This is a genomic window from Actinoallomurus acanthiterrae (assembly GCF_054775715.1).
In genome coordinates this window covers 5347083-5371978 of sequence record NZ_BAAHCO010000001.1, presented here as the reverse complement: position 1 = coordinate 5371978, position 24896 = coordinate 5347083, and the positions used below count along the sequence as shown (strand labels likewise).

At 70.4% G+C, this 24896-nt stretch carries 21 protein-coding genes; 13 read left to right on the top strand and 8 right to left on the bottom strand.

All coding sequences use genetic code 11. From position 1 onward, the window contains the following. The first annotated feature begins 91 nt into the window (after positions 1-91). Both ACYVF7_RS25485 and ACYVF7_RS25480 read left to right on the top strand, forming a co-directional pair. Positions 92-595 carry a hypothetical protein gene (locus tag ACYVF7_RS25485; protein ID WP_460345517.1) on the top strand — a complete coding sequence of 168 codons (504 nt, stop codon included), beginning with the start codon at positions 92-94 and terminating at the stop codon, positions 593-595. Then, positions 592-2616, top strand: coding sequence for a molybdopterin-containing oxidoreductase family protein (locus ACYVF7_RS25480; protein ID WP_460345514.1), 2025 nt, complete (start codon positions 592-594; stop codon positions 2614-2616). The genes ACYVF7_RS25485 and ACYVF7_RS25480 overlap by 4 nt, the downstream gene beginning before the upstream one ends. A gap of 17 nt (positions 2617-2633) precedes the next feature. Here ACYVF7_RS25480 and ACYVF7_RS25475 read toward each other — a convergent pair whose 3' ends face one another. Continuing rightward, positions 2634-3515, bottom strand: a complete 882-nt coding sequence (locus ACYVF7_RS25475; RefSeq protein ID WP_460345511.1) for a PhzF family phenazine biosynthesis protein — start codon at positions 3513-3515, stop codon at positions 2634-2636. Then, complete coding sequence (locus tag ACYVF7_RS25470; protein WP_460345508.1) at positions 3512-3880, bottom strand: winged helix-turn-helix transcriptional regulator; 369 nt, start codon at positions 3878-3880, stop codon at positions 3512-3514. Before ACYVF7_RS25470 ends, ACYVF7_RS25475 begins: the two co-directional genes overlap by 4 nt. 77 nt (positions 3881-3957) lie before the next feature. Between ACYVF7_RS25470 and ACYVF7_RS25465 the strand changes: the two genes are divergently transcribed. Next, on the top strand, positions 3958-4596 hold the full coding sequence (locus ACYVF7_RS25465) for a carboxymuconolactone decarboxylase family protein (protein WP_460345505.1): 639 nt from the start codon (positions 3958-3960) through the stop codon (positions 4594-4596). On the opposite strand, the gene ACYVF7_RS25460 is transcribed toward ACYVF7_RS25465, so the two are convergent. Continuing rightward, positions 4584-5396: an alpha/beta fold hydrolase gene (locus ACYVF7_RS25460; RefSeq protein WP_460345502.1), complete on the bottom strand. Its 813-nt coding sequence runs from the start codon at positions 5394-5396 to the stop codon at positions 4584-4586. The genes ACYVF7_RS25465 and ACYVF7_RS25460 overlap by 13 nt on opposite strands. A gap of 31 nt (positions 5397-5427) precedes the next feature. After that, positions 5428-6105 carry a DUF2218 domain-containing protein gene (locus ACYVF7_RS25455; protein ID WP_460345499.1) on the bottom strand — a complete coding sequence of 226 codons (678 nt, stop codon included), beginning with the start codon at positions 6103-6105 and terminating at the stop codon, positions 5428-5430. Positions 6106-6276: 171 nt separating this feature from the next. Between ACYVF7_RS25455 and ACYVF7_RS25450 the strand changes: the two genes are divergently transcribed. Then, positions 6277-6846 (top strand): TetR/AcrR family transcriptional regulator, encoded by a 570-nt coding sequence (locus ACYVF7_RS25450; RefSeq protein ID WP_460345496.1) that lies wholly within the window; start codon positions 6277-6279, stop codon positions 6844-6846. On the opposite strand, the gene ACYVF7_RS25445 is transcribed toward ACYVF7_RS25450, so the two are convergent. Beyond that, positions 6835-7956: an amidohydrolase family protein gene (locus tag ACYVF7_RS25445; RefSeq protein ID WP_460345493.1), complete on the bottom strand. Its 1122-nt coding sequence runs from the start codon at positions 7954-7956 to the stop codon at positions 6835-6837. The genes ACYVF7_RS25450 and ACYVF7_RS25445 overlap by 12 nt on opposite strands. Positions 7957-8159: 203 nt before the next feature. Next, positions 8160-10295: an anthranilate synthase component I gene (locus tag ACYVF7_RS25440; RefSeq protein ID WP_460345490.1), complete on the bottom strand. Its 2136-nt coding sequence runs from the start codon at positions 10293-10295 to the stop codon at positions 8160-8162. Positions 10296-10655: 360 nt separating this feature from the next. Between ACYVF7_RS25440 and ACYVF7_RS25435 the strand changes: the two genes are divergently transcribed. Continuing rightward, positions 10656-10889: a DUF3311 domain-containing protein gene (locus ACYVF7_RS25435; RefSeq protein WP_360895742.1), complete on the top strand. Its 234-nt coding sequence runs from the start codon at positions 10656-10658 to the stop codon at positions 10887-10889. A 4-nt stretch (positions 10890-10893) separates the two neighbouring features. Then, positions 10894-12513 (top strand): monocarboxylate uptake permease MctP, encoded by a 1620-nt coding sequence (gene mctP / locus ACYVF7_RS25430; RefSeq protein ID WP_460345486.1) that lies wholly within the window; start codon positions 10894-10896, stop codon positions 12511-12513. Between the two features lie 120 nt (positions 12514-12633). Here the strand turns inward: mctP and ACYVF7_RS25425 are convergent, their stop codons facing one another. Then, complete coding sequence (locus ACYVF7_RS25425; RefSeq protein WP_460345483.1) at positions 12634-13917, bottom strand: RNA-guided endonuclease InsQ/TnpB family protein; 1284 nt, start codon at positions 13915-13917, stop codon at positions 12634-12636. On the opposite strand from ACYVF7_RS25425, the gene ACYVF7_RS25420 reads away from it, so the two are divergent. Continuing rightward, positions 13811-14263 (top strand): IS200/IS605 family transposase, encoded by a 453-nt coding sequence (locus ACYVF7_RS25420; protein WP_460345480.1) that lies wholly within the window; start codon positions 13811-13813, stop codon positions 14261-14263. The two genes, ACYVF7_RS25425 and ACYVF7_RS25420, sit on opposite strands and share 107 nt — an antisense overlap. 68 nt (positions 14264-14331) lie before the next feature. Further along, positions 14332-17346 carry an NACHT domain-containing protein gene (locus ACYVF7_RS25415; protein ID WP_460345477.1) on the top strand — a complete coding sequence of 1005 codons (3015 nt, stop codon included), beginning with the start codon at positions 14332-14334 and terminating at the stop codon, positions 17344-17346. Between the two features lie 15 nt (positions 17347-17361). Here ACYVF7_RS25415 and ACYVF7_RS25410 read toward each other — a convergent pair whose 3' ends face one another. Next, on the bottom strand, positions 17362-18138 hold the full coding sequence (locus ACYVF7_RS25410) for a TetR family transcriptional regulator (RefSeq protein ID WP_460345474.1): 777 nt from the start codon (positions 18136-18138) through the stop codon (positions 17362-17364). A gap of 251 nt (positions 18139-18389) precedes the next feature. Between ACYVF7_RS25410 and ACYVF7_RS25405 the strand changes: the two genes are divergently transcribed. The 5 genes from ACYVF7_RS25405 (at position 18390) to ACYVF7_RS25385 (ending at position 24851) form a co-directional block, all read left to right on the top strand. Continuing rightward, positions 18390-21203 carry a family 20 glycosylhydrolase gene (locus ACYVF7_RS25405; RefSeq protein WP_460345471.1) on the top strand — a complete coding sequence of 938 codons (2814 nt, stop codon included), beginning with the start codon at positions 18390-18392 and terminating at the stop codon, positions 21201-21203. A 215-nt stretch (positions 21204-21418) separates the two neighbouring features. Further along, entirely contained in the window at positions 21419-22399 is a 981-nt protein-coding gene (locus ACYVF7_RS25400) for an alpha/beta hydrolase (protein WP_460345468.1), read from the top strand. A gap of 159 nt (positions 22400-22558) precedes the next feature. After that, entirely contained in the window at positions 22559-23377 is an 819-nt protein-coding gene (locus ACYVF7_RS25395; protein WP_460345465.1) for an SGNH/GDSL hydrolase family protein, read from the top strand. A gap of 204 nt (positions 23378-23581) precedes the next feature. Then, positions 23582-24382 carry a DUF4253 domain-containing protein gene (locus ACYVF7_RS25390; RefSeq protein ID WP_460345462.1) on the top strand — a complete coding sequence of 267 codons (801 nt, stop codon included), beginning with the start codon at positions 23582-23584 and terminating at the stop codon, positions 24380-24382. Positions 24383-24452: 70 nt separating this feature from the next. After that, positions 24453-24851 carry a PPOX class F420-dependent oxidoreductase gene (locus ACYVF7_RS25385; RefSeq protein WP_460345459.1) on the top strand — a complete coding sequence of 133 codons (399 nt, stop codon included), beginning with the start codon at positions 24453-24455 and terminating at the stop codon, positions 24849-24851. The last annotated feature ends 45 nt before the right edge of the window (positions 24852-24896 follow it).

Below are 24896 nucleotides of genomic sequence, written 5' to 3'. Positions count from 1 at the left end.
GCCTAAGCGTAATGGTTGACGCGGTAATGGACGTCTTATCGCAACACTCCTGACAGGTATAACTGAATGAGCACCTGCCCCAGGAGGAGCCGTGACCGAGACCACGATCACCAGGACCGGCGCCTATCGACCCCGGCCGATCAGCTTCCTGAAGCTGGACGAGTCGGGCGGCTGGCGGCTGAAGTTCTATGGCATCGCCGCGGAGGGCGAGCGCCCCCGGCCCGAGCTGGTGAAGACCGCCGAGTTGCTGGTCCCCACGGCGCTGCCGAGCCCCGGGGCGCACAGCGGCGGCGACGACCCGTACGACATCGACCGGTACGGCGTCGGCTTCGTCATCGTGCATGACGCCCCCGACTACGCGTTCGTCCTCTACCACTGGTGGGCCGGGCAGAACGAGGTCCACCAGCGCATCTTCTCCACACTGCCGAACCGCCTCGGCGCCATGCGGCCGCACCCCACCCCCGTGATCGGGTGCGTGTGGGAGCTGGCCGTCACCGACTTCGAGCGGCGCGCCTGGCTCCGGCACGTCCTCACGAACACCGACGGCCCCGACCTCGAGGCCTACCTCGCCGAGCACTTCGAGGGAGAGGTTTGAACAAGGTCTGGGGCGCGTGCCCACTGGACTGCCCGGACGCGTGCTCCTGGGTGGTGAGCGTCGAAGACGGTGAGGCCGTGGGCATGCGCGGCAACCCGGCCCACCCGGTGACCCGCGGGGCGCTCTGCGTCAAGGTCAACCGCTACCTCGAGCAGACCCGCGCCGAGGACCGGATCCTGCATCCGCTGCGCCGTGTCGGGCGCAAGGGCGAGGGCCGGTTCGAGCGGATCAGCTGGGACGAGGCCCTCGACGAGATCGCCTCCCGGCTCGGTGAGGTCCGGGAGACGTACGGCGGGCAGGCGATCTGGCCCTTCCATGGCACCGGGTCCCTCGGCTATATCCAGGGCCTCGAGGGGTTCGCGGGCCGCCGGTTCTTCAACGTGCTCGGCGCGTCGATCCACGACCCGACGATCTGCTCCGTCGCCGGCAGCAGGGGCGTGAAGTACACCCTGGGCACGGCCGGCGGCATGGATCCGGAGGACTTCGCCCGCTCGAAGCTGATCCTGCTGTGGGGCAGCAACCCGCTGACCAGCGGCCACCACGTGTGGAAGTTCATTCAGGACGCCCGGCGCGACGGCGCGTACGTCGTCGCGATCGACCCGGTGCGCACGCGCTCGGCGGCGCAGGCCGACGAGCACCTGGCCCCGCTGCCCGGCACGGACGCGGCCCTGGCCCTCGGGCTGATGCACGTGATCGTACGGATGGGCGCGCACGACCAGGCGTACATCGACCGGCACACGCTCGGGTGGGAGGAGTTCCGGGCGCGGATCGAGGAGTTCCCGCCGGACCGCGTCGCGCGGATCACCGGTCTGCCGGAGGAGCGGATCGTCGCGCTCGCCGAGCGGATCGCCCGGACCCGTCCCACCGCGATCCGCGCCACGCAGGGCATGCAGCGGCACGCGGGCGGCGGCATGGCGCTGCGCACGCTCGCCTGCCTCCCGGGCGTGACCGGCGACTGGGCGCTGCCCGGCGGCGGCCTGTGCTACTCGACGAGCGGGCACTTCAAGCTGAACCTGCCGGGGCTGGTGCGGATCGATCTGCTGCCGCACCCGGTCCGGACCCTGTCGATGACACGGCTCGGCGAGGGCCTGCTCGACGTGGACGACCCGCCGGTCAAGGCGCTGTTCGTCATCGCGGCGAACCCGGTCGGCAGCAACCCGCACCAGACCAAGGTGCGCCGGGGTCTGGCGCGGGAGGACCTGTTCACCGTCGTGCTGGAGCACTTCCCGACCGACACGACCGACTACGCCGACATCGTGCTACCCGCCACGATGCAGACCGAGCACCTGGACGTCATCGCCGGGTACGGCCACCTGTACCTAGTGTGGAACGAGCCCGCGGTCGCGCCGCCGGGCGAGTGCCTGTCCACGTCGGAGACGTTCCGCCGCCTCGCCCGCCGGATGGGCCTGACCGAGCCGAGCCTGTACGACTCCGACGAGGACCTCGCGCGGCAGCTCATCGACTTCCCGCACCCGTCGCTCGCCGGGATCACCGTGGAGGCGCTGCGCAAGCAGGGGTTCGCCCGGCTGAACGTCGCCCGGCCGTTCCTGCCGTTCGCCGACGGGTTCCCGACGACGTCGGGCCGGCTGGAGTTCTACTCGACAAGGGCGACCCGCGTCGGGCTCGACCCGCTGCCCGGCTACACCCCGCCCGCCGACCCCGGTGACGGGCTGGTCCTCATCTCCGCGGCGTCGCACCATTTCCTCAACACGACGTTCGGCAACAACCCGGAGCTGCGCCGGCGGTCGGGCGCCCCGACGGTCACCGTGCACCCGGACGACGCCACGGCACGCGGTGTCACCGACGGAGCGCGCATCCGGGTGTCGAACGCCCGAGGGGCGTTCGAGGCCGTCGCCCAGGTGTCCGACCGCGTACGGCCCGGGGTGGCGGCGACGACGAAGGGGCACTGGGCGAAGTTCAACGGCGGCGCGACGGTCAACGCGACCGTCGACGAGCGCGACTCCGACATGGGCGGCGGCGCCGTCTTCCACGACAACCGCGTCGAGATCAGTCCGCTTTAGCCGATCCGGTCGTAGGGTCAGGCGCCTCCGGTCTCCAATAGCACGGTCCGGCCCGTCGTCGCGGCACCGCCGACCTGGACAAGGGAGTCTGCGCCCGGAGCCGAGTCCAGGACGGTGGCGGTGATGGTCGCGGGGCTGTCGAGGGAGTCGCCCATGTCCACGGTGATGCCCGGGTGGCCCGGTTCGGCCGCGTGCAGACGCGCGGCGAGGCAGGCGGTGCTGTTGGCGTTGGCGATGTCCTCCGGTACGCCGATCGCGGGCGCGAACATCCGCGCCGCGCAACGTCCTTCGGCGGGCTTCGTGTAGACATAGCAGCCGAGCAGCCCATGCCGGAGGCAGGCGCTCCGGAGCGCTCGCAGATCCGGGCGCAGTGCGCCCAGGACGGACCGGCTCGTCACGGGAACCAGCATGCGCGGCCGTCCCAGCGTCGCGACGCGGACGTCCGAGGCGAGCGTTCGGGCCGGCGAGCCGAGGGCGAACGCCACGTCCGCCAGTTCTTCGGCGGTCGGCTCGCGCAGCCCGATCCTCCCCGCTTCGAACCCCGCGGTCACCAGGTCGCCTCGGCGCCGCGCCCGCCCGCGGATCTCGCGCCCGCCCGCGGTCCGCAGGACGGCCCGGTACTCCGGTTCGCCCGTACGCTCGATGAGGTAGGCCAGGGCTGCGACGGTCCCGTGGCCGCAAGCGGGCAGCTCACCCTCGGCGGTGAAGAACCGCAGAGCGACCGCGTCGCCTCCGCTTTCGGCGTCGACGAAGACGGCATGTGAGACTCCCGCCAGCAGCGGTACCTGCCGGCGGTCGGCGTCGGCCGGCCAGGTCGGCTCGGCCACGATCGCGGTCGGGCTCCCGCCGCCCCCGTCCCGCAGACACGCCTGAACGATGGTGACCGGCGAATCGGTCATGGGAGGGGCCGCTGTCGCAAGCGGGTCGCCCAGCGGTCGGCCCAGTGGTGGAGTCGCGTCAGGTCGGTGGCGAGGTCCTGGCCGTCGACGGTCAGGGCGTAGCCGTGTTCCGTTCGGTGGACGATTCCCGCCTCACCGAGTTCGGCGAGACGCTGGGTGAGGACGCTGGAGGAGACGCCGCCGCATCGCTGCTGGAGCCCGCGGAACGTGGGCCCAGGGGGCTGTGCGAGCTCCCAGATGATGCGCAGGGCCCATCGGCGGCCGAGCAGATCGAGCAGGGCCATGATCGGCCGCCCGGTCTCCGAGCCACGGACCGGCCGGCCTGGCAGCGGTGTCGCCGAGCGGTCGTCTGAGTCGTCGGCCATCCCTCTCCTTGTCAACGAGGAGCGCTTGATCGCCTATGTGCTTCTACTTTCGAAGCACTCATGTTAGCGTCCCTCGCGTGCCTCGTTTTCCGAAGCAGACGCCGCGTCTCGCACCCGTCGAGCCTCCCTACGGCCCCGAAACCGCCCAGGCCCTCGAAGCGCTGGGCCCGCCCCTGACCCTGTTCCGGATCTTCGCCCGGCGACCGGAGCGAGCCGCGGGCATCCACCAGTGGGGGCGGTACTACATGTCCCGCCGATCGGCGCTGTCGTTGCGCCATCGCGAACTGGTGATCGACCGGACGACCGCCCGCTGCGGAGCCGAGTACGAGTGGGGCATCCACATCGCGGTCTTCGCGGACAAGGTCGGCCTCGACGCCGACCAGGTCCGTTCCCTCGTCACGGGGACTCCGGACGACGCCTGCTGGACCGAACCGGCCGACCGCGCGGTGCTCCACGCCGTGGACGGGCTCTATGACGCCGGTGACCTCGGAGACGGCCAATGGCAGGAGCTGATCGCCGCGGTCGGCGAGGAGGCGGCCGTCGACCTGCTGCTGGTGTGCGGGTGGTACCACGCGATCTCGTTCGTCGCGCGCGCCTTGCGCCTGCCATCAGAGCCCGGCACCCCGGCCTTCTCCGACTACCAGCGCCCACGGCCCGACGAGCGCCACGGCGAAGACGCGGGCACCGACGCCACTGAGCGGGATCATGGTGCGTGATGTTCGAGGACTTCGCGGAGCCGGTCGGCGAACTCGGTGGGATGGGTGGCGAAGCCGACGTGGCCGCCGGGGAGTTCGATCGGTTTCCGATCGAGTCGGGTGCCTAGTTCCGCGGTGGCCTGGTAGCAGGGACGTCCTTGCGATCGGTCTCCTGCGGCCGGAGTGACCTGGTCGGCGTGGCGGTTGAGGGTGTTCAGGTCGAGGGCGATGGCGGGATACTGCCGTAGCTCGTGTTCGAACCAGTAGGTGGCGTTGGCGCGGACCTGCGGATTGGTGAGGTCCATGGCGCGGGCCATGGCGTGGCCGTCCGAGGCGATGAAGGTACGCTCGCGGAACAGTGCCATCGCCGGTGCGATGCCCGAGCTGCGGTACAGGTCGTAGACCTGGTGGAAGAAGTCGATCCAGTGCTGCCCGTCGCGCATCAGCCGAAGGGCCGGCGGCTCGTACGGGATGAGATGGCCGACCGCCTCGGGGTGCCGTGTCAGCAGGTGCAAGGCGATGAGGGCGCCGGAGCTGGTGCCGAACACGGTCGCGGCCCGGTGGCCGGTGTGTTCGATGAGACGGCGGGCGTCGTCGGCGTCGGTGTCGAGGCGGTGGGCGTAGTCCTGCGGACCGTCGAGTGCGCTGCGGGAGAATCCGCGCCGGTCGTAGGCGACCACGGTGAAGTGGGACGTCAGGTGCTCGGCGAGTGCCGTGAACGGGCGGGCGTCGCCGTTGGCTCCGGGGATCAGGAGGAGCAGCGGGCCGCTGCCCCGGATGTCGTAGTGGAGCTTCGCGCCGGGCACGTCAACGATGGTCATGAGTACGTCGCAAGGTGGTCGCGGAGATGGCCTACTGCGACCGGTGGCTTCGTGTCCGGGCGCGGAGGTGCGTGCCCAGGTGGGGGACGTGCCTGCCGCGCAGGACGCGGCGGCCGAGCGCGAGCAGGACGAGCTTCCCCGCGACGATGGCCAGGACGATGTCGACGGTCAGGCCGGTCCAGCGCGATTTGCCGATGATCGCCGCGCCCAGTCCGAGATGAACGGCGACGGCCACCATGATGACGAGGGCGAGCAGGATCGTGTTGCGGTAGCGGCGGCGAGCCGTGGCGGCCGCCTCGGCCGGCGCCTTCGCGGTGCTGTCCAGGGATGCCGGGTCCCCGATCGAAGTCCTGGGTGGCGGCCAGGTCACGCTTATCCCGCTCCGCCGGCCGAACCGTTCCAGGTCTCTGGTGACGATGGCCTGGATTTGGCGCAGGGCGTCTTCGTCGGCGGCGTCCACGCGGAGGGTGAGGGTGTCGTCGGTGGCGTCCAGGGTGGCCTGGCCCCAGGGGTCGATGGTGATGACGCCATGGGTGTCGGAGTATTCGGCGTGGACGCGCAGGTCGCCGCGGGCCAACGCGGCGGTGGCGGCGTGGGGGCGGGGCCGGTGGCCGCCGCCGGTTTTTCCCATGGCGTCCGCATGTCGGCACAGCTGCACGAGGTAGCGGCTCGGCCGGTCGAGGTGGAGGACGGTTTCCGAGGTCAGCATGCCAGGTCCTTTGTCGAAGGTCGGGGAGTCCGGGGCCGGTGAGCAGCCAGGCCGGCGCTGACACCGCATCGCCGCCGACTTCCCGGAGCCACCAGGGGACGCGTTTTACAATACATGTTGTCGCGATCAATACAACTGTCTCGCCTCACGCCAAGACGTATGATCAGTGACATGCCGCGACTCTGGAGCCAGACCATCGCCACACACCGCGATGCGGTCCGCGAGGCCGTCCTGGACGCCACCGCGGCTCTGGTCGCCGAGAAGGGACTGACCGGCGTGACGATGTCCCAGATCGCCAAGGACGTCGGCATCGGGCGGGCGACGCTGTACAAGTACTTCCCGGACGTCGAAGCCGTCCTGCTCGCCTGGCACGAACGCCAGATCGACGCACACCTGAAGCAACTGCTCCGGGTTCGCGACCAGACCGAATCCGCCCCGCGGCGGCTGGAGGCCGTGCTGGCGGCGTACGTGGAGGCGACGTCGCGCCACGGACGTCATGACGGTGACCTCGCCGACATGCTGCACAGCGGTGAGCACGTCGCCGCGGCCCACCAGCACCTGCGCGAATTCATCCAGGAGCTGGTCGCCGACGCGGCCGCGGCCGGCGCCGTACGCCGGGATGTCCCCGCCGACGAACTGACCCTCTACTGCCTGCACGCCCTGGCCGCAGCCCGGGACCTGCACGATCCGGCAGCGCTCGACCGCCTCGTTCAGACCATCCTGAGCGGGCTACGACCCTAGACCGAAGTACAGGCGGCGGGCGTTGTCGGCGCCGATGAGGCGGGCGATGCGGGCGGCGTCGGCCACCGACCACTCCCCCGCGCGCTCGGTGAGCACGGCGGTCAGGCCCTTCCGGTGGTAGTGCGCGCCGAGGTGGCACAGCTCAGCGAGGCCGTAGCAGTCGGTGCTGAACAGGATCTTGTGGAACGGCGCCAGCTCCAGGACCTCGGCGATCACTCGTGCCGACGACGCGGCGGTGTGGGTGACCGTCAGCCCGACATCGGCGTACACGTGTGGGAACACCGCGGCCAGGTAGGCGGCCTCCCGGATGTACGGGTAGCAGTGCAGGAGGACGATCGGCGCGGGCACCGCCCGGATGAAGTCGGTCAGCAGTGCCGGGTTCGCCCGGTGGAGTGACAGGTCCGTGTCGCCGAACCCGGTGTGGACCTGCAGCGGCAGCCCGTAGTCGCCCGCGATCTCGGCGGCGGTCCACAGGGCGTGCCGCAACAGCACCGGGTCGGTGAGCCGCCCCGGCCCGGTGAGCCGGCCGGCCGCCGCCGTCACCTCCTGGGGGCTCGGCGGGCGCGGGTCGAAGTCCAGACCGACCCGGTAGGCGACGACCGTCTTCAGCCCGACGGCCCGGTCCGCGCGCCAGGCGAGTTCGTCGGCGAACTCGGCGGCGTACGCCGTCGCCGACGGCCCGCGACCGGCCACCTCCTCCGCCACCGACTCGATCCGGACGATCTCATGTGGCCGGGCGCCGCCGAGAAGGCCCATCTCCTCCGGTGTCAGCAGCGCCTCGTCGGCCAGGCCGGTGTCGACGCAGAAGTCGGCGATGCGGGCGGCGCGGAGCAGCCGCCGGTTCGCCTCCTCGGCCCCAAGCTCCGCCCGCCGGTCGAGGTAGGCGCCGGGGGGTGCGTACGGTTCGAGGCCGAGGACGGGCGCGCACCAGCACCGGATCGCCAGACCGACGGGGGTGTCGAAGTGCGTCGTGCCGGCCGGCGACGGGCCGCCTTCGGTCATGAGCCCTTCGAAGGCGGCGCGGGTCAGGTCGTCGCGACGCACGCCGTGGCAGTGGTGGTCGACGAGCGGCATCGCCAGGGCCTCGTTGAGCGCGTCGCCTGCCGTCACTCCTGAACAATGCCCCGGCACGGGTTCCGCCATTCCGGGGAGTGTCCACGGCCCGCGCGCGGGGCTTCGCGACCCGACGCGCACCTCACCCGCTGGACTTCACGGCCCGCGCGGGGCTTCACGGCCCGGCGCGCGCACCTCGCCCGCCGGGCTTCACGGCCGGGTGCGTACCCCACCCGGCCACTTCGCAGGCCAGAGCGTCGTCAGCGTGGGGTCTCGCGGCAGAGGCGCAGCACGTTGGTGATGATCTGGTGCCCGGTCTCGCCGGTCGCGGTCAGGATGGACTCCGGGTGGAACTGCACCGCCCACCGGCGGCGTACCGGGTCCTCGATGGCCATGACGACGTCGTCGAGCATCGCGGTGGCCGTGAAGTCGCCGCGGACCTGGCCGGCCTTGGCGTGCAGGGAGTGGTAGCGGGCCGCGGTGAACTCGGCGGGCAGTCCGGCGAACAGTTCACCGCCGGTGACCGCCACGCGGCCCGGCTTGCCGTGCGCCGGTTCGGGCAGCAGGGCGAGCTCCCCGCCGGCGTGCTCCACCATGGCCTGCAGGCCGAGGCAGACGCCGAAGGACGGGATGTCCCTGGCGTAGACGGCGTCGAGCAGGGTGGCGGTGTCGAAGTCCGACGGCCGGCCGGGCCCCGGGGACAGCACGACCAGGTCGGGCCGGATCTCGTCGAGCATCTTGTCAGGGAAGCCGAACCGCAGCGTCGTCACGTCCGCGCCCTGCTGCCGGAAGTAGTCGGCGAGGGTGTTGACGAAGGAGTCCTGGTGGTCGACGAGCAGGACGGTCAGCCCTTCGCCGACGCGCTCGCGTCCGTCGGCGCCGGCGGAATCCTCCCCCGTCGGCGACAGCGCCTCGAGCAGCGCCCTCGCTTTCAGGTAGGTCTCGCGCTCCTCGGCGTCCGGGTCGGAGTCGTACAGCAGGGTCGCCCCGGCCCGTACCGCGGCGACTCCGTCGCGGATCTGGGCGGTGCGCAGCGTCAGGCCGGTGTTCATCGAGCCGTCGAAGCCGATGCAGCCGACGGCCCCGCCGTACCAGCGCCGGGGGGTGTCCTCATGGTCCTCGATGAACTGCATCGCCCAGGTCTTCGGCGCGCCGGTCACGGTGACCGCCCACATGTGGGTGAGGAACGCGTCCAGCGCGTCGTAGCCCGGGCGCAGCCGGCCCTCGATGTGGTCGACGGTGTGGATCAGCCGGGAGTACATCTCGATCTGCCGGCGGCCGATCACCTTGACGCTGCCGGGGACGCAGACCCGCGACTTGTCGTTGCGGTCGACGTCGGTGCACATGGTGAGCTCGGACTCGTCCTTGGCCGAGTTGAGCAGCTCGCGGATGTTGTCGGCGTCCTCGAGCGGATCGCCGCCGCGCCGGATCGTCCCGGAGATCGGGCAGGTCTCGACCCGGTCGCCGGTGACGCGCACGAACATCTCCGGGGACGCGCCGACGAGGTACTCCCCTTCACCCAGGTTGAAGAAGAACTCGTACGGGGCCGGGTTCGTGACCCGTAGTCGTTCGAAGAACGCCGCCGGGGAGTCGCACGGCCCGTACATGACGTGTCCCGGCACGACCTCGAACAGGTCGCCGCGGATGAACTTCTCCTTGGCCTCACGGACGACGTCGGCGTACGCGCCGGGCCTCGGCCCCGGCGGCAGCTCCCGGCTCCGCGCCGCCGGGGTCGGCTCGGTGGCCCTCGGCAGGCCGCGCGTGCTGACACCGCCGATCTCGAAGTCGTACGACATGCGGGCCGAGGTCTCGCGCTTGCGGTCCACCACGATCATCTGGTCGGCGAGGTGGAGGACGAGGTCGCGCTGGTCGGCCGGACGGTCGATGGTCAGCCGGATCGGCTCGAACTGGAACGCCAGGTCGTAGCCGAAGGCGCCGTACAGGCCGAGGTGCGGGTCGTCGCCGCGGAACAGGTCGGTGACGGCTCGCAGGGCGGTGAAGACGGTGGGCCGGCGGCTGCGTTCCTCTTCGGTGAAGACCTCGTCGGTGGAGGGGACGAAGACCTCGACGCCGTCGGGGATGTCCGCGGGTTCGCCGGTGGCGGCGAGGGCCTCGGAGACGGCGGGCAGGAGAACGCGACCGCGGTCGTTCAGCGCGCGGACCGCGAGCCGGCGGCCCCGCGCGACGATCTCCAGGCACGGGTCGATGTACGCCATGTGCCACCGGCTGTACCGGCCGGGGTACTCCATGCCCGAGCTCAGCACGCCGCCCCGGCGGTCCCCCACGGCCTGGACGAGCACGTCGAGCGCGTCGCTTTTGCGCGCGGAGTCCACCGGCGTATCGGTACGTGTGACGTGTATGCCGCCGGCCGTCACATATTCGGTCGTCGTCTCCACGATCGGCCCCTTGGGATCGGGCCTTCTCCCGGCGGAGAGGGTGATGCGACCGCCGGACGAAGGCGGTCGCTGCGGTGTCAGAAGAATGCGTAACCCGCGCCGCCTAGCGGCGCCACCACCACTGGGTTGTCCGGGTTCGCATAGGTCGAAGGCTACCCGGTCGCGACCGGCCGCGCCACCGGATGCCGCTCGGCGCCGTACCCGTCGTGACCAGGACGGCAGGCAGACGCCGAAGCCGTACGGCGCTGAGACCCAACCGAGACCCGACCCTGGTGAAATTTGTGTTAAGAAATCCCATTAACGCTGTCCGGAATGTCCTCCGGGCAGCGTTCCCGCGTGTTTCATCAACGAGGAGGACCGTTGGCCGAGACCAACCCCGGGCCGCGCCGCCGCGACCGCAGCCCCTGGAACTGGCTGCTCGTCCTTCCAGTCGTCGTGCCGCTGCTGACATTCCTGTTCAACAAGAACGAGCCACGGCTGGCCGGATTCCCCTTCTTCTACTGGGTCCAGTTCGCGTTCATCATCCTCGGCGTCGGCTGCACGACCGTGGTGTACCTGATGACGCGCGGCGGCTCCGGCTCGAAGGAGGGCTGACCCGATGACCGGTCGGCACCTCACCGAGATCATCGTTTTCGGGGTCCTGTTCCTCCTCGTCAGCGTGCTGGGCTTCGTGGCCGCGCGCTGGCGCCGCCCGGACACCATGCACTCCCTCGACGAGTGGGGTCTGGGCGGCCGCAGCTTCGGCTCGTGGGTCACCTGGTTCCTCATCGGCGGCGACCTCTACACCGCGTACACCTTCGTCGCGGTGCCCGCGCTCGTCTTCGGCGCGGGCGCGGCGGGCTTCTACGCCGTCCCGTACACGATCGTCGTCTACCCGCTGGTCTTCCTCGTGCTGATCCGCCTGTGGTCGGTGTCGCACGTGCACGGCTTCGTCACGCCCGCCGACTTCGTCCGCGCGCGGTTCGGCTCGCCGCTGCTCGCGCTCCTGATCGCCATCACCGGCATCGTCGCGACCATGCCGTACATCGCGCTGCAGCTCGTCGGCATCCAGGCGACCCTGAAGGCGATGGGCGTGACCGGCCACTGGCCGATCGTCATCGCGTTCGCGATCCTGGCGGCCTACACCTACCAGTCGGGCCTTCGCGCCCCGGCGCTGATCGCGTTCATCAAGGACGCGCTGATCTACATCGTGATCATCGTCGCGGTGCTCTACATCCCGCACAAGCTGGGCGGCTGGAGCCACATCTTCGGCGCGGCGCAGGCGAAGTTCAACAAGACGCCCGCCCCCGCCGACGGCACCCTGCTCAACTCGAACAACCAGCTCAACTACGCGATGCTCGCGCTCGGCTCGGCGCTGGCGCTGTTCCTGTACCCGCACAGCGTCACCGGCGTGCTGGCCAGCAAGAACCGCAACGTCATCAAGCGGAACATGGCCGCGCTGCCGGCCTACAGCTTCGTGCTCGGCCTCATCGCGCTGCTCGGCTTCATGGCCATCGCGGCCGGCATCACGCCGATCAAGACCAACGGCAAGGTGGACGGCAACACGGTCGTCCCGCTGCTGTTCGACCACATGTTCCCGAGCTGGTTCGCCGGCGTCGCGTACGCCGCGGTCGGCATCGGCGCGCTCGTGCCCGCCGCGATCATGTCGATCGCCGCCGCCAACCTCTTCACCCGCAACATCTACCGGGAGTACTTCCGCCGGGACGCGAGCGAGGCCGAGGAGGCGAAGGTCAGCAAGCTCGTCTCGCTGGTCGTCAAGGTCGGCGCGGTCGCCTGCATCCTGCTGCTCGACCCGCAGTTCTCCATCGACCTGCAGCTGATCGGCGGCGTCATCATCCTGCAGACCCTCCCGGCGGTCGGGCTCGGCCTGATCACCCGCTGGTTCCACCGCGGCGGACTGGTGGCCGGCCTGGTCGCGGGCCTGATCGCGGGCCTGTGGATGCTGTACCGCATCCCGAACCCGACGACGAAGAAGTTGCACTTCGGCGGCTCGGCGTACCCGCTGAGCGACCTCGGGTTCGACACCAAACTGACGGTGTACGTGGGCATGCTCGCCCTCCTCGTCAACGTGGTCGTCGCCATCGTCGCGACGCTCGTGCTGAAGGCGCTCAAGACCGCCGACGGCGTCGACGCCACCCGCGAGGACGACTACTACGCCGACGAAGGCGACCCCAAGGTCGCCGCCGGCAGCCGTGAGATCGAAGCCGAGCTCACCTGACCGTTCGGTAGTGACGCCGCGGCGGCCGTTCCCGTACGGGGACGGCCGCCGTCGGCGTTAAACGGCTCAGGTGGACGCGAGAGCTCGGGTCGAGGTTTCGAGGAGGCAGGGCCGGTCTTGTCACCTTCTCGGCCGTGAACGATCGGGCTTGGAGGTCCGGTGATCACGCCTTGTCGCGCTCCCCGTCGCGGCTGGCTGTCGTGCCGGGGGCACATCACCCCGGTCCCGGCCGGAAGGCTCAGGTTCGGGGTCGGGCATGGTGACGAATGCCCACGCCGTGCGCGCCCGCTGGCGGACGTTCACAGCGGCGATGTCGTCGGCCAGGCCAGCGAGCCCGCACGCGACGCACAAGAATCGGCCCCGGGTGGGGCGGTTTTTGCGACAGACGTGCCCGCACCACGGGTTAGGGCACGTCTGGGAGGTGTAGTGGGCGTCCACCTCGAGGAACGGCACCCCGGCCCGGCGGGCCTTGTAGTGCAGGAAGGTGCCGAGCTGGTGGAACGGCCAGGACGAGAGCGTGGCCCGCTGGTGCCGCTTGAGCCGGACCCGGTCGCGGATGCCGCCGAGTTCCTCGACGGCGATGCCGCGTCCGGTGCGTTGGGCATCGGCCACGATCCGCTTGCTGATCTTATGGTTCTCGCCTGTGGCGTGCCGGGCCTCCCGCTGCCGGCGTTTGGCCAGCCGCCGCGCGGCCGACCTGGATCCGGCCGCCTTCTTGGCCTGGAGTTCGGCCCGCCGGCGTGCTTGGGCCCGCCGGTAGCGCTTCAACGCCTGGCCCTGATGGTTGTCCCCATCACTGGTGGTGGCCAGGTTCTCGATCCCCCGGTCCACACCGATCCAATCGGCCGGCTCGTACTGGGCGGCCTCTGCGATCTCACACGTGGCGTGCAGGAACCACGTGCCGTCCCGCAGCACCAGGTCGGTTTCGCCCTTGCGGTGCTCGGCCAAGGTCTTCAGGTGGGAGGGCTTGCCGGTGAAGCAGATGCCCTGCAACCGGCCCGCCGTGGTCCAGATCGACACCGTCCGGGCGTCGTATCGCCAACTGAGGCAACGGTCGTCGAATGGCTGAGCGGCGCCTGGGCGGAACACGATCGGCTTGGAAGTGGCCTTGCGCCGCCGCTTGGACCCTTCCGGGCCGAGCAGCCCGGCCTCGATCAGGGCGTGCAGCGCGATGTAGGCGTCGGCCGTCTTACGGATCACATGCAACGCCGGCTGTGCGGACAACCCGCACGCCTTCAACTCGGCATAGAGGAGCTTTTGCAGCCGGGCCCGGGAGAACACCCGCTGCTCGAACGCCGTGACCGACACCCGATTCGCAGCCGCGTTACAGGCGTGCGGGGTCGCCGCCAGCGCCGCCGCCTGCTCCGGCGACGGCAGCAGCTTCACCTGCACCACCAACTTCACAAATAGTGATCATACAAGTACGCACCGACATCGGGGTGAACTCCGCGAATTCAACGGCGAGACCGACCGTGTCCACCTGATCGTGCACTACCCGCCCAAGGTCACCCTGCCCAACCTGATCAACCCACTCAAGGGCGCCTCCACCCGCCGCCTCCGCCAGGAGTTCCCCGCCCAACACCTACGGGGCGACCTCTGGCCCCGTCCTATCTCGCCGCCTCCTTCGGCGGCACCCCACCATCGACTATCAAGCACTACATCGACCAGCAAATACGCCCCCACTAGCGCCGACCCCGGCCGGCAGCGCCAACGCACCACAACACACCGGAAGCGATTCCCCTGGCCCTGAGGGACCAGGATTCCTCGCTAGAAACCTGTTAAAACGATGGGACTCCCCCGACACTCGATGGAGCGCGCATGGCCCGATCGCTGTCCTACTCCGACGCCGTAAAGCTGCTCGGCGGCGACAGCAAGATCGTCACCACTCTCGATACGGTGCTGGGCGGCGCGCTCCTCGCCGCGACGAGCATCGATATGACCTTCGTCCTGAGTTTGTTCGATGCCAAGGGAGAGCTGGCGAGGTTCAGTGGGGAGCTGGTCAAGAACCTGCGCGACAAGGTCAACGGCCTCGGCCGGTTCGACCGCACCCAGCGGCTCGAGGCCGCGCACACGATCGTCGTCCTGACGGCCTTCTTCGAAGTGATCGGCGAGGTGGACCTGCCCGATCTCGGACTCGGCCGATCTGAGCAGGTCGCCTTGGCGGCCGGAGAGGCGGCCGGTTCCAACAGTCTCAAGGCGGTCACCCGCGGCATTCTGCACCTCGACGTGCCGGGAATCGCCCCGCATCGGCCGTACGAGGAATCTATTCGGCGGCTCCGGGACTACTACGGTGGCCTCTCCGGATACCTGGGCGATTTCCTGACCGGCCTGGCGCTCTGGGACTCGCTCGACGAGACCGGCCGCGACCGGTTCGTCCGGATCCTGAGCGATGACGTTCCTGATCGGGCGGTCCGGCGCTATGAGGAGTCACTCCGGCGCCTGGCGGGGGAATTCCCCGAGGTCGCCTTCTGGATCAACCTCACCGATCATCAGGCGACCCGGAACGAGCTACGGTCGGGCCTCGCCGGGCTGGAACGCCTGATCGCCGACATCCGTACCGGGCGCCTGCCGGACGAACGGCGGGCCGCGCTGGCGCGCGAGTACCGGGCGGAACTCAAGAGAAGCGTGCTCCGATCCGGGGACGTCCCGGACGGCCTGCGCATCCCGTCCCTCGGTGAGGCGTACATCGACCATCGGTTCCGGGTGTCGGGGCTCGGCCAGACCGCCCGGCCCGACCGGGAGGACTGGTGGGACGACCGGCCGGTGAGAGTCGATCTGTACGAGTATCTCGCGGGCCACCTGACCTCCCCGGACGCCGTGCAGCGGCCGTTGCTGCTGCTCGGCCAGCCCGGGTCCGGCAAGTCGGTGCTCACGAAGATCCTCGCGGCCCGGCTGCCGGCCACCGACTTCCTGGTCGTACGGGTGGTGCTCAGGGAGGTCCCGGCGGACACGGACGTCCAGACGCAGATCGAACACGCCGTCCGGGCCGCCACCGGAGAGCGGCTGACCTGGCCCGACCTGGCCCGCAGCGCCGACGGCGCGTTGCCGGTCATCCTGCTGGACGGCTTCGACGAGCTGCTCCAGGCGACAGGGGTGAGCCAATCCGACTATCTCGAGAAGCTCGTACGGTTCCAGGAGCGCGAGGCCGGTCAGGGACGGCCGGTGGCCGTGCTGGTCACCAGCCGGACGGCCGTCGCCGACCGCGTGCGCGTACCGGCCGAGGGCGCGGTCGCGGTACGCCTGGAGCCGTTCGACGGGGAGCAGGTCGGCCGCTGGCTGGAGGTATGGAACGACGCGAACGCGGCCTACTTCGCCGAGCGTGGGCTGCGCCCGCTGCCGGCCGCCGCCCTCACCCATCGGGAGTTGGCCGAACAGCCACTGCTGCTGATGATGCTCGCCCTGTACGACGCCGACGGTAACGCGCTGCAGCGTGAGTCCGGGCGGCTCGACCGGGCAGAGCTGTACGAGCGGCTGCTGACCCGTTTCGCGGAGCGGGAGGTCGCCAAGTCGGGGGCCTCGCTCGACGAAAGGCAGCAGCGCCGGGCCGTTGAGGAGGAGCTACTGCGGCTGTCCGTCACGGCGTTCGCGATGTTCAACCGGGGCCGCCAGTGGGCGACCGAGGATGAGCTCAACGCCGACCTGAAGGCCCTGCTCGGCGACGACGGCGAGGCGACCGGCAGGTACGCGCCCTTGACCCCGGCCCAGACGACCGTCGGCCGGTTCTTCTTCGTCCACCAGGCCCAGGCCCTACGCGACCAGGTACGCCTGACCACCTGCGAGTTCCTGCACGCGACATTCGGCGAATACCTGATCGCGCGCCTGATCGTCGATGAGCTGGCCCGGCTCGCGGACGACGCGGCACGCGACACCCGGCGCGCCCGGCAGGCCGCGCCGGAGGACGACTTCCTGTATGCGCTGCTGTCCTTCACGCCGCTGTCGATCCGCCGCCCGACCGTGGACTTCCTGCAGTCGATGTGGGGGCGGCGGCTGAGCCACGGCCCGGCGCTGGAATTGCTTCTCACCTACTTCCGCACGGCGCTCGACTCCCGCGCCCACGACCGCCACGCCGACTACGCTCCGATCCTCCTGAGCGTGCCGGCCCGGCACGCCACGTACGCGGCGAACCTGGTCACTCTTCTGGCGGTCGCCGGAGACCCGATCGCGGCGAGCGGCCTGTTCCCCGCCGCCGCGTTCCCCCTCATGGACTGGCAAGCCCTGGCCCTGCTCTGGCGTTCTCAGCTGACCGACGAGGCCTTCTTCAGCCTGGCCGAAACGCTCCGTCTGGAGCGGGTGTGGGGTCAGGACGAGAAGCGAGACCTCCGTGTCAGCATCGGCGCCCCGGTGCTGTACTCCGCCGACCTGACATGGCTCAGCGGCAGGCCGATGGGATTGATGAACTTTGAGGAGATCCAGCTCGAGACCGTCTTCACGTGCGGCGTCCCCGGTACCATCCTGCTCCATGCCGCCGAGGACCTGGATTCCCTCATCAGCAGCTTCGTCGACCTGCCAGAGACCGGCGTAAGCCCTTCCCTCGCGCATCTCCTGACCCGGCTGCTGGCTCTGACCGCCTCGCTGGATACCCCGGACGCGGATCTCGTCGGCTGCTACGTCGATTGTCTGAAGGCCGCTGACGCCTGGCGAAACCTGTTCGTGTTCAGGATGGTCTTTCGCCAGCTCGCTCTCGACGCGGAGCGACTGCCGCGCGAGTGGCTGATGCAGGTCGCCACGCATTTCGGGGAGGTCGTCCGGTCGGATCCGCAGCTGGCGGCGTACGCCAAGCGGGCGTTCGCCGGGCTGGGCCTGCCGCCGGCCTCACTCATCGACGGGCCCTGAGCCGGGCGCGTCTCCTCAGGGTCGGGTGATGTCGGGGAGGCCATCGAGGAGGAGGTCGACGATGCTGTCGGTCACGGTCTCGCGGGGGACGTCGGGGTTGTCCAGCCACCACTCTCCCGCTGCCTGGACCATGCCGACGGTGGCGCGGCTCCAGATGTGGACGCGGACCGGGTCGGGCAGGAGGCCCTCGCGGAGGATGATCTCGGCGATCTCGCCGCCGAGGCCGCGGATGACCGTGCCCATCGCGCTGTGCGTGGCGGTGTCCTCGGCGCTGGCCCGGTGCACGAGGAAGCGGTAGACGTGCCGGTTGGCGGCGATGGCGGCGAGGTAGGTGTCGATGGCCGCGCGGGCTCGGGTACGGATGTCGCCGGGCCGTAGGAAGGCGGCGCGGACGGCGTCCATCAGCGCTCGCGTGTGCCGCTCGGCTAGGGCCTGGTAGAGGCCGGACTTGTCGCCGAAGTGGCGGTAGAGGATTGGCTTGCTGATGCCCGCTTCGGAGGCGATGGCGGCCATCGAGGCCTCCGGTCCCTCGCGGAGGATGATCCGGTCGGCGGCCTCCAGCAGGGCCCGGCGGCGGCGTGGGTCGCGGCCCGCCCGCGTGTTCGACGCACCGGCGGCCGGGACCGACGCGCTCGCCGGCGTGTTCGCCACATCCGCGGCCGGGACCGACGCGCTCGTCCGCGCGTTCGACGCACCGGCGGCCGGGGCGGGCACGCTCTTCTGTGCGGCGGCCGTGGATGCGTGGTCGTCGCCGCGCGGAGCGGTCCCCTCGTCTCGTGCGCCCTTGATCACAGCTCCGAGACTAGTCGGCCCTGGCTGACCCGCCTCGTCAGAGGCCCTGACGCGAATCTTCATGGCCGAACGAGGTCAGCGGACTCCCTAGCACGCCAAGAAATTAACAGGTTAGTTTCCTATTCATGTCTCGGCCCTGGCCGCGTGACGGTCCCTGACCACGTCCTCGCCCCGCTGCGTCCTCCGTACGTTCCACCGTCGCCGACGCGATGGCCCTTACCGAACTCCCAGGGAGAGCGGCACTTTCCACCATGAGCACCCCGATCAGATCGGCAGCGCTCCGCCTGTTGGCGGCTACGGCGCTGACCTCATCCTTCGTCTTCACCACGGCACCCGCGCACGCGGTGACCAGCGCCTGCCATCCCCGCGGGCGCGACCTGTCGGTCACGTTCCAGCCGATCGACCACACCGTCACCGACGCGGTGTACTTCCTCGCCCGGCTCACACTGGCCAACGGGGGCGGCCGGTGCGCCCTCGGGACGGACTGGGCGCTGTACTTCAACTCCGTGCGCCAGCCGGAGGCCGTCCTGCCGGGCGCGGCGGGCGACACCGCGCGCGCCCAGCTGGCCGGCCAGGGGCTGTCCGTGGCGCGGGCGGACACCGCGCAGAGCGGCGACCTGTACGTCCTGAAACCCACGAGCGGGTTCAAGCCCCTCGAACCGGGCGAGCGCCGCCCGATCGACATCAACTTCGAGCTCTGGGCGGTCCAGAAGACCGACGCGCCCGCGGGCTGGAGCATCTCGTTCGGCGGCGGGCCCGCGCAGTGGGTGCCCGCCAAGGTCCTGCTCGATCCGGCGGATCCGAAGCAGACCAAGGCGTTCTCCGGCGACAACCGCCCGGTGCAGACGGCGGCGACGCGGTTCGCCGACAACACCGCGCAGCGGGCGAACCTCACCCTCAAGCAGCGGCTCCTCCCTCAGCCGCTGTCGGCCACCGCCGGCCGGGGCACGGTGGCGCTCGGCGAAGGAACGCAGATCCGCCACCCGGCCGCGCTGTCCGGCGAGGCGGGCTATCTGCGTTCGGCGCTCGGCGACGTGGTCAAGGGCGGCGGCAAGGGCGGGGCCGTCGTACGGCTGTCGGTCGACCCGAAGCTGGACGTCGACCACGACGGCAAGGCGGACGCCGAGGGCTACACGCTGCGCTCGACCGCCGGCGGCGTCGACATCGTCGGCACGGACCCGGCGGGCGTGCTGTACGGCGTGCAGACGCTGCGTCAGCTCATCCCCGCGTCGGCGTACGAGGCTGCGGCCCGCGGCGCCAAGGCGTCGACGGTGGACGTGCCCCAGGCGACGATCGCGGACGCCCCGCTTTTCGGCTACCGCGGCCTCGGCATCGACGTGGCGCGGCACTTCGAGACCAAGCAGACGATCGAGAAGTTCCTCGATCTGATGTCGTACCTGAAGTTGAACCGGCTGCACTTCCACCTCAGCGACGACGAGGGCTGGCGGCTGCAGATCCCCGGGCTTCCCGACCTGACCGGCTTCGGGGCGCACCGCGGCCTGGACCCCGCCCAGAAGACGCAGCTGCACCAGGGCATGGGGTCGGACAACGACCTGGGAGGCGGCGACGGCGTCACGGGCAAGGCCCGCAGCGCGACCGAGGCCAACCTCGGCCGTACGCCTGCGTACCAGGGCTTCGAGCAGGACACCCTGAACTTCGTCGGGAAGGGCAGCGGCTACTACACCACCGCGGACTTCACCGAGATCCTCAAGTACGCCACCCGGCGGCACATCCAGGTCGTCCCGGAGTTCGACTTCCCGGCGCACGCACGGGCCGCGGTCCAGTCGATGGAGCACCGCTACCAGCGCACCGGGGACGCGACGTACCGGCTGCTGGACCCGAACGACACGTCTCAGCACAAGAGCGTTCAGGGCTACACCGACAATCTCGTCAACCCGTGCCTGCCGAGCACGTACGCGTTCCTCTCCAAGGTCGTGACCGAGGTGAAGGGCCTGTACGCCAAGGCGGGGGCGACGCTCGCCACCTTCAACCTGGGCGGTGACGAGCCGCCGGGCCCGAACCGCTGGCAGGGTTCACCGGCGTGCAAGAGCAACCCGGAGACCGCCGGCAAGGACGACGCCGCGCTGATGAACTACTTCTTCACGAAGTGGAACCAGATCGCGCTCACGGCCGCGCCGACGACCGCCGGCTGGGAGGACGTCGTCCGCGACGACCCGCGGACGCTGAAGCTCGACCACTTCATCGCGCTGCCCTGGCAGAACGTCTGGGGTTGGGGCCGGGAGGCCTGGGCGTACCACTTCGCCAACAACGGGCAGCCGGTGATCCTGGCGCACGCCACCAACCTCTACCTGGACATGCCGTACAACAAGGACCCGGACGAGCCCGGCTACTACTGGGCCAACTACGTCGACGAGAAGGGAACCTTCACGTACCAGCCGTACGACGTATACGCGAGCGCGACCGAGGACCGGTGGGGCAACCCGATCAAGCCCGACCCGAGCTGGGAGAAGCTCACGCCCGAGGGACGCAAGAACATCCTCGGGATGGAGGCCCAGCTGTGGGCCGAGAACGGCAAGGCGCAGGGGATCCGGGAGTACCAGGCGTTCCCGAAGCTCCTCGGCGTGGCCGAGCGCGCCTGGAACCGCGACACGCCGAACACCGCGCAGATGCCGGCGGCGTGGAACGTGTTCGAGAACACGCTCGGGCAGGCGACCTTCCCGCTGCTGTCCTTCTACAAGCCCGTCGGGCTGCCGGGTGTCGGCGTGAACTACCGCGTCCCGCTGCCGGGCGGGCAGGTGCAGGGCGGGACGCTGACCGCCAACGTCCGTAACCCGGGCCTGGCGATCGAGTACTCCGCCGACGGCGTCTCCTGGAAGCGGTACGGCGGGCCGGTGAAGGCCGGACCGACCGTGCTGCTGCGCACCCGCGCCGCCGACGGGCGGAGCAGCCGGATCTCGCCGGTCGGCCTGCCGGTCTGGAAGACCGGCGCCGCCTACCCGGCGGGCGCCCTGGTGGACTACCAGGGTGAGATCTACCGGGCGACCCACGCCAACACGTCGGCCGCCCCGGACACGTCCCCCACCTCCTGGACGCTCGTCCAATAAGATCGGTCGGGCGGCCGGGCGAACAAAAGTCCCCGGCCGCCCGTCACACCTTTCGGCTGCACCACCACGGTATTCGCTATTGACGACGTGGCCTATGCTGTGCCCGGTGCCGCGTGGGGGCTCTCCCAGAGACCGGTCGGCGGGGTGGAAACCCGGCTTCGCCGGGATCCGGTCCCCGCTCCACCGAACGTGCTTCTCCCTGGAGGGTCCCCCGCATGATCACACCTCGACTGCCTCGTACCCGCGGTCTGAGCAGGTGCCTGGCGGCCGTCGCGGTGGTCATCGCGGTCTGGGTGACGACCCTGGGCGCGGGCCGCGTCAACATGTACGCGAAGCCGGGCGCGCTGCCGGCGCTGTCGGTGTCCACCCTCGCCGCCCGTTACAAGGCGAACCGTCGCGCGATCGGCGAGGCGCTGAAGACCTCCCGCCGGATCCAGGACTTCGCGATGGCCCGGTCGCTGAGCCGTCTGCTCACGCCGGGCCGGCAGTTCCTCTCCTTCGACGCGCGCGGCACCGGCCGTACCGTCGAGGTCCTCGGCGACCTGGCCCATGCCCGCCGGGTGGCGATCCTCGTGCCGGGCGCCGACACGACGCTGACGACGTTCGACGTGCGCGGGCACCGGCCGTACGCCACACCCGGCGGCGGGGCGCGGGCACTACTCGACCAGGCCCGGAGCGTCGAGCGGGATCCGAACCTGGCCGTCGTCGCCTGGCTGGACTACAGCCCCCCCAAGGTCACGAGCGCGGGGGTCATCACCGACTTCCGGGCGGACACCGGGGCGGCACGGCTGCGCCGTTTCGTCGCCGCGCTGCACCGCCTGAACCCCGTGGCCCGTACGACCCTGCTGTGCCACAGCTACGGGTCCGTGGTGTGCGGGGAGGCCGTCAGGGGCCTGCCCGTGAGCGACGTGGCGGCCTTCGGCAGCCCTGGGATGTCGGTGTCCAGCGCGGGCGGGCTCGGCACGCGGGCGCGCGTGTGGGCGGCGCGCGGCACGAACGACTGGATCGGGCTGGTCCCGCACGTGCGGATGTTCGGCCTGGGGTTCGGCACCGACCCGGTGTCGTCGGGTTTCGGCGCGCGGGTCTTCGCGGCCGGGGCGGCCGAGCACAGCGACTACCTGCGGCCCGGCTCCATTTCGCTGCGCAACCTCGCGCTCATAGTGCTGGGCCGCGCCGCGCAGGTAACCCTCGCATAACGTCACCCACATGAGGCAATAAGTAACAAATCTGACAGTCGTTTCGTCAGCTGTCAACGACTGAATCGGTCATGAAATTGGCCGATTTCGGCTCCTCCTCAAATCGGGATTTCGGTGCTTGAGTAAGTCGAGCCTCCGTCCCCCGTTTCAGGAGAGTCGATGAAACTCCCCCGCCTCGTCGTCTCCGCGGCATGCGCGATGACCGTCCCGGCCGCGATGGTCGGCGCCGCCTCCTCCGCCTCGGCCGCCACCGTCAACTACGTCGCCCTGGGCGACTCCTACTCGTCGGGCACCGGCACCGGCTCGTACGACCTGGACAGCACCTGCCAGCGCAGCAGCCGGGCCTACCCCGCCAAGTGGGCCGCCGCGCACTCGACCTCCTCGTTCAAGTTCGTCGCCTGCTCCGGCGCCAAGACCACCGACGTGCTGAACAACCAGCTCGGCTCGCTCGGCTCGAGCACCTCGCTGGTGAGCATCACCATCGGCGGCAACGACGCCGGCTTCAGCAGCGTCATGCAGACGTGCGTGCTGGGCTCCGACTCGGACTGCACGACCGCGGTCAACAACGCCAAGAACTACGCCGACACCCAGCTCCCGGGCCGGCTGAGCACCCTGTTCTCCGCGATCAAGTCCAAGGCGCCGAACGCGCACGTCGCCGTGCTCGACTACCCGCACCTGTACATCACGAACGACAGCTTCTGCGTCGGGATGAGCCACACCAAGCACGCCGCCCTCAACGCCGGCGCCGACGAGCTCGACACCGTGATCGGCAAGGGCGCGGCCAACGCCGGGTTCACGTTCGCCGACGTACGGAGCAAGTTCGCCGGGCACGAGCTGTGCTCGGGCGACGGCTGGCTCAACTCGGTCACCATTCCGATCGGCAACTCCTACCACCCCACGGCGACCGGCCACGCGAGCGGATATCTGCCGGTGTTCACCTCCGCGGCCTCGGCCCTCACGGCGGCCAAGAAGAGCTGACGCCACCCGTCCCGACCCGGTAAACCTCTCGCCCGATCGGCGAAGACGTCGCGGCGACCTCGCCCTACGGCTCCGTACGACCGACCTCCCGTCGGGCCGTACGGAGCCGCCGTCATCGAAGGGCCGGGCCGCCCGCGCGTCGCGAGCCCGATCGCACTACGATCTCCGCAGCGCCGGGACCCGCCCGGTGCCGGAGTGACTGCGATGGACTATCACGAACGGCTGCCGCCAGAAGTGGCTGAACTCTTCCCCGACGGCGGTGCCGGGCGGACACTGTCCGTAACGCTCCCGTCCGGATACGTAGTGTGGCCGGACCCGGGCTACCCCCAGCACCAGCCGGCCAAGGATCCAGCGTTCTGGATCAGCGACGACCCGGTGCCGTGCGCGCTGTGGTCGCGGCTGCGCGCCGAACACCACGCGTCGGGCCTGTGGCCGGTCATGCTGGAGGACACCACCCAGCCGTGGTCGATGGGGCAGATCGCGCCCGAGTCGGTCGATGAGATCGGCACGTACGACGCCGCCGCGTTCATGGCCGAGGTCTGGGCCGAATGGGAGGAGCCGGCCGCGGACGTCGCCCCCTTCGGCCGCTACTCCCCCGGCCTGGCCCCGCCCGGCGAACTGCAGGAGGATCCGGACGCCCTCGCCGGCCGGTGCGTCGAGGTCCTCGGCGAGCGCTCCCTCGGCCTGGTGTCCGTCGCGCGCAGCGCCGACACACTGACCGTCATGGGCTGGCAGGGCGCCCGGCACCACAATCCCTGGACCGCGCCCCTGTCCACGGTGGTGCGCAGTTGGGAGGACCGGTTCGGGGCGCGGCTCATCGGGGTCGGGTTCAACACTCTCGAGCTGAGCGTCGCCGCCCCGCCGACGACCTTCCGGCACGCGCTGCACGTCGCCGCCGAACACTGGACGTTCTGCCCGGAGATCATCCTGCAGGGCCCGGGCACTCTGGAGGGGCACGCGGAGCAGATCTGCGGCAGCAATATATGGTCATTTTGGTGGGAGTGATCCGGGCGACCGGAAATCCCCGGATCGCCGCCTTCGTCAAGTCATGGGACGACAGACTGGAGACCGGGACATGTCCGGACTGAGCGACGACGCCAAAGACCTGATCCGCAAGCCGTACTTCGCCTGGGCGACGACGGTCCGCCCGGACGGCTCGCCGCACAGCACCGTCGTCTGGGCCGACGTCGACGGCGACGACGTCATCTTCAACACCGCGATCGGCCGGGCGAAGGAGCGGCACCTCCGCCGGAACGCCCAGGTCTCGATCAGCGTCCTCGACCCGAACGACGGCTTCCACGCCGTCAGCGTCTCCGGCGAGGCGCGGCTGGAGGAGGACGGCGCCGACGAGGTCATCGACGGCCTCGCCAAGAAGTACCTCGGCGTCGACACGTACCCGTACCGTCAGCCCGGCGAGCAGCGCATCACCGTGCGCGTCCAACCCGAAAAGGTCATCTACTCCGCCGGCGGGTGACTCCCACCTCCTGAACGTGCCCGGCGGCCCGGGGCGGCTGCCACC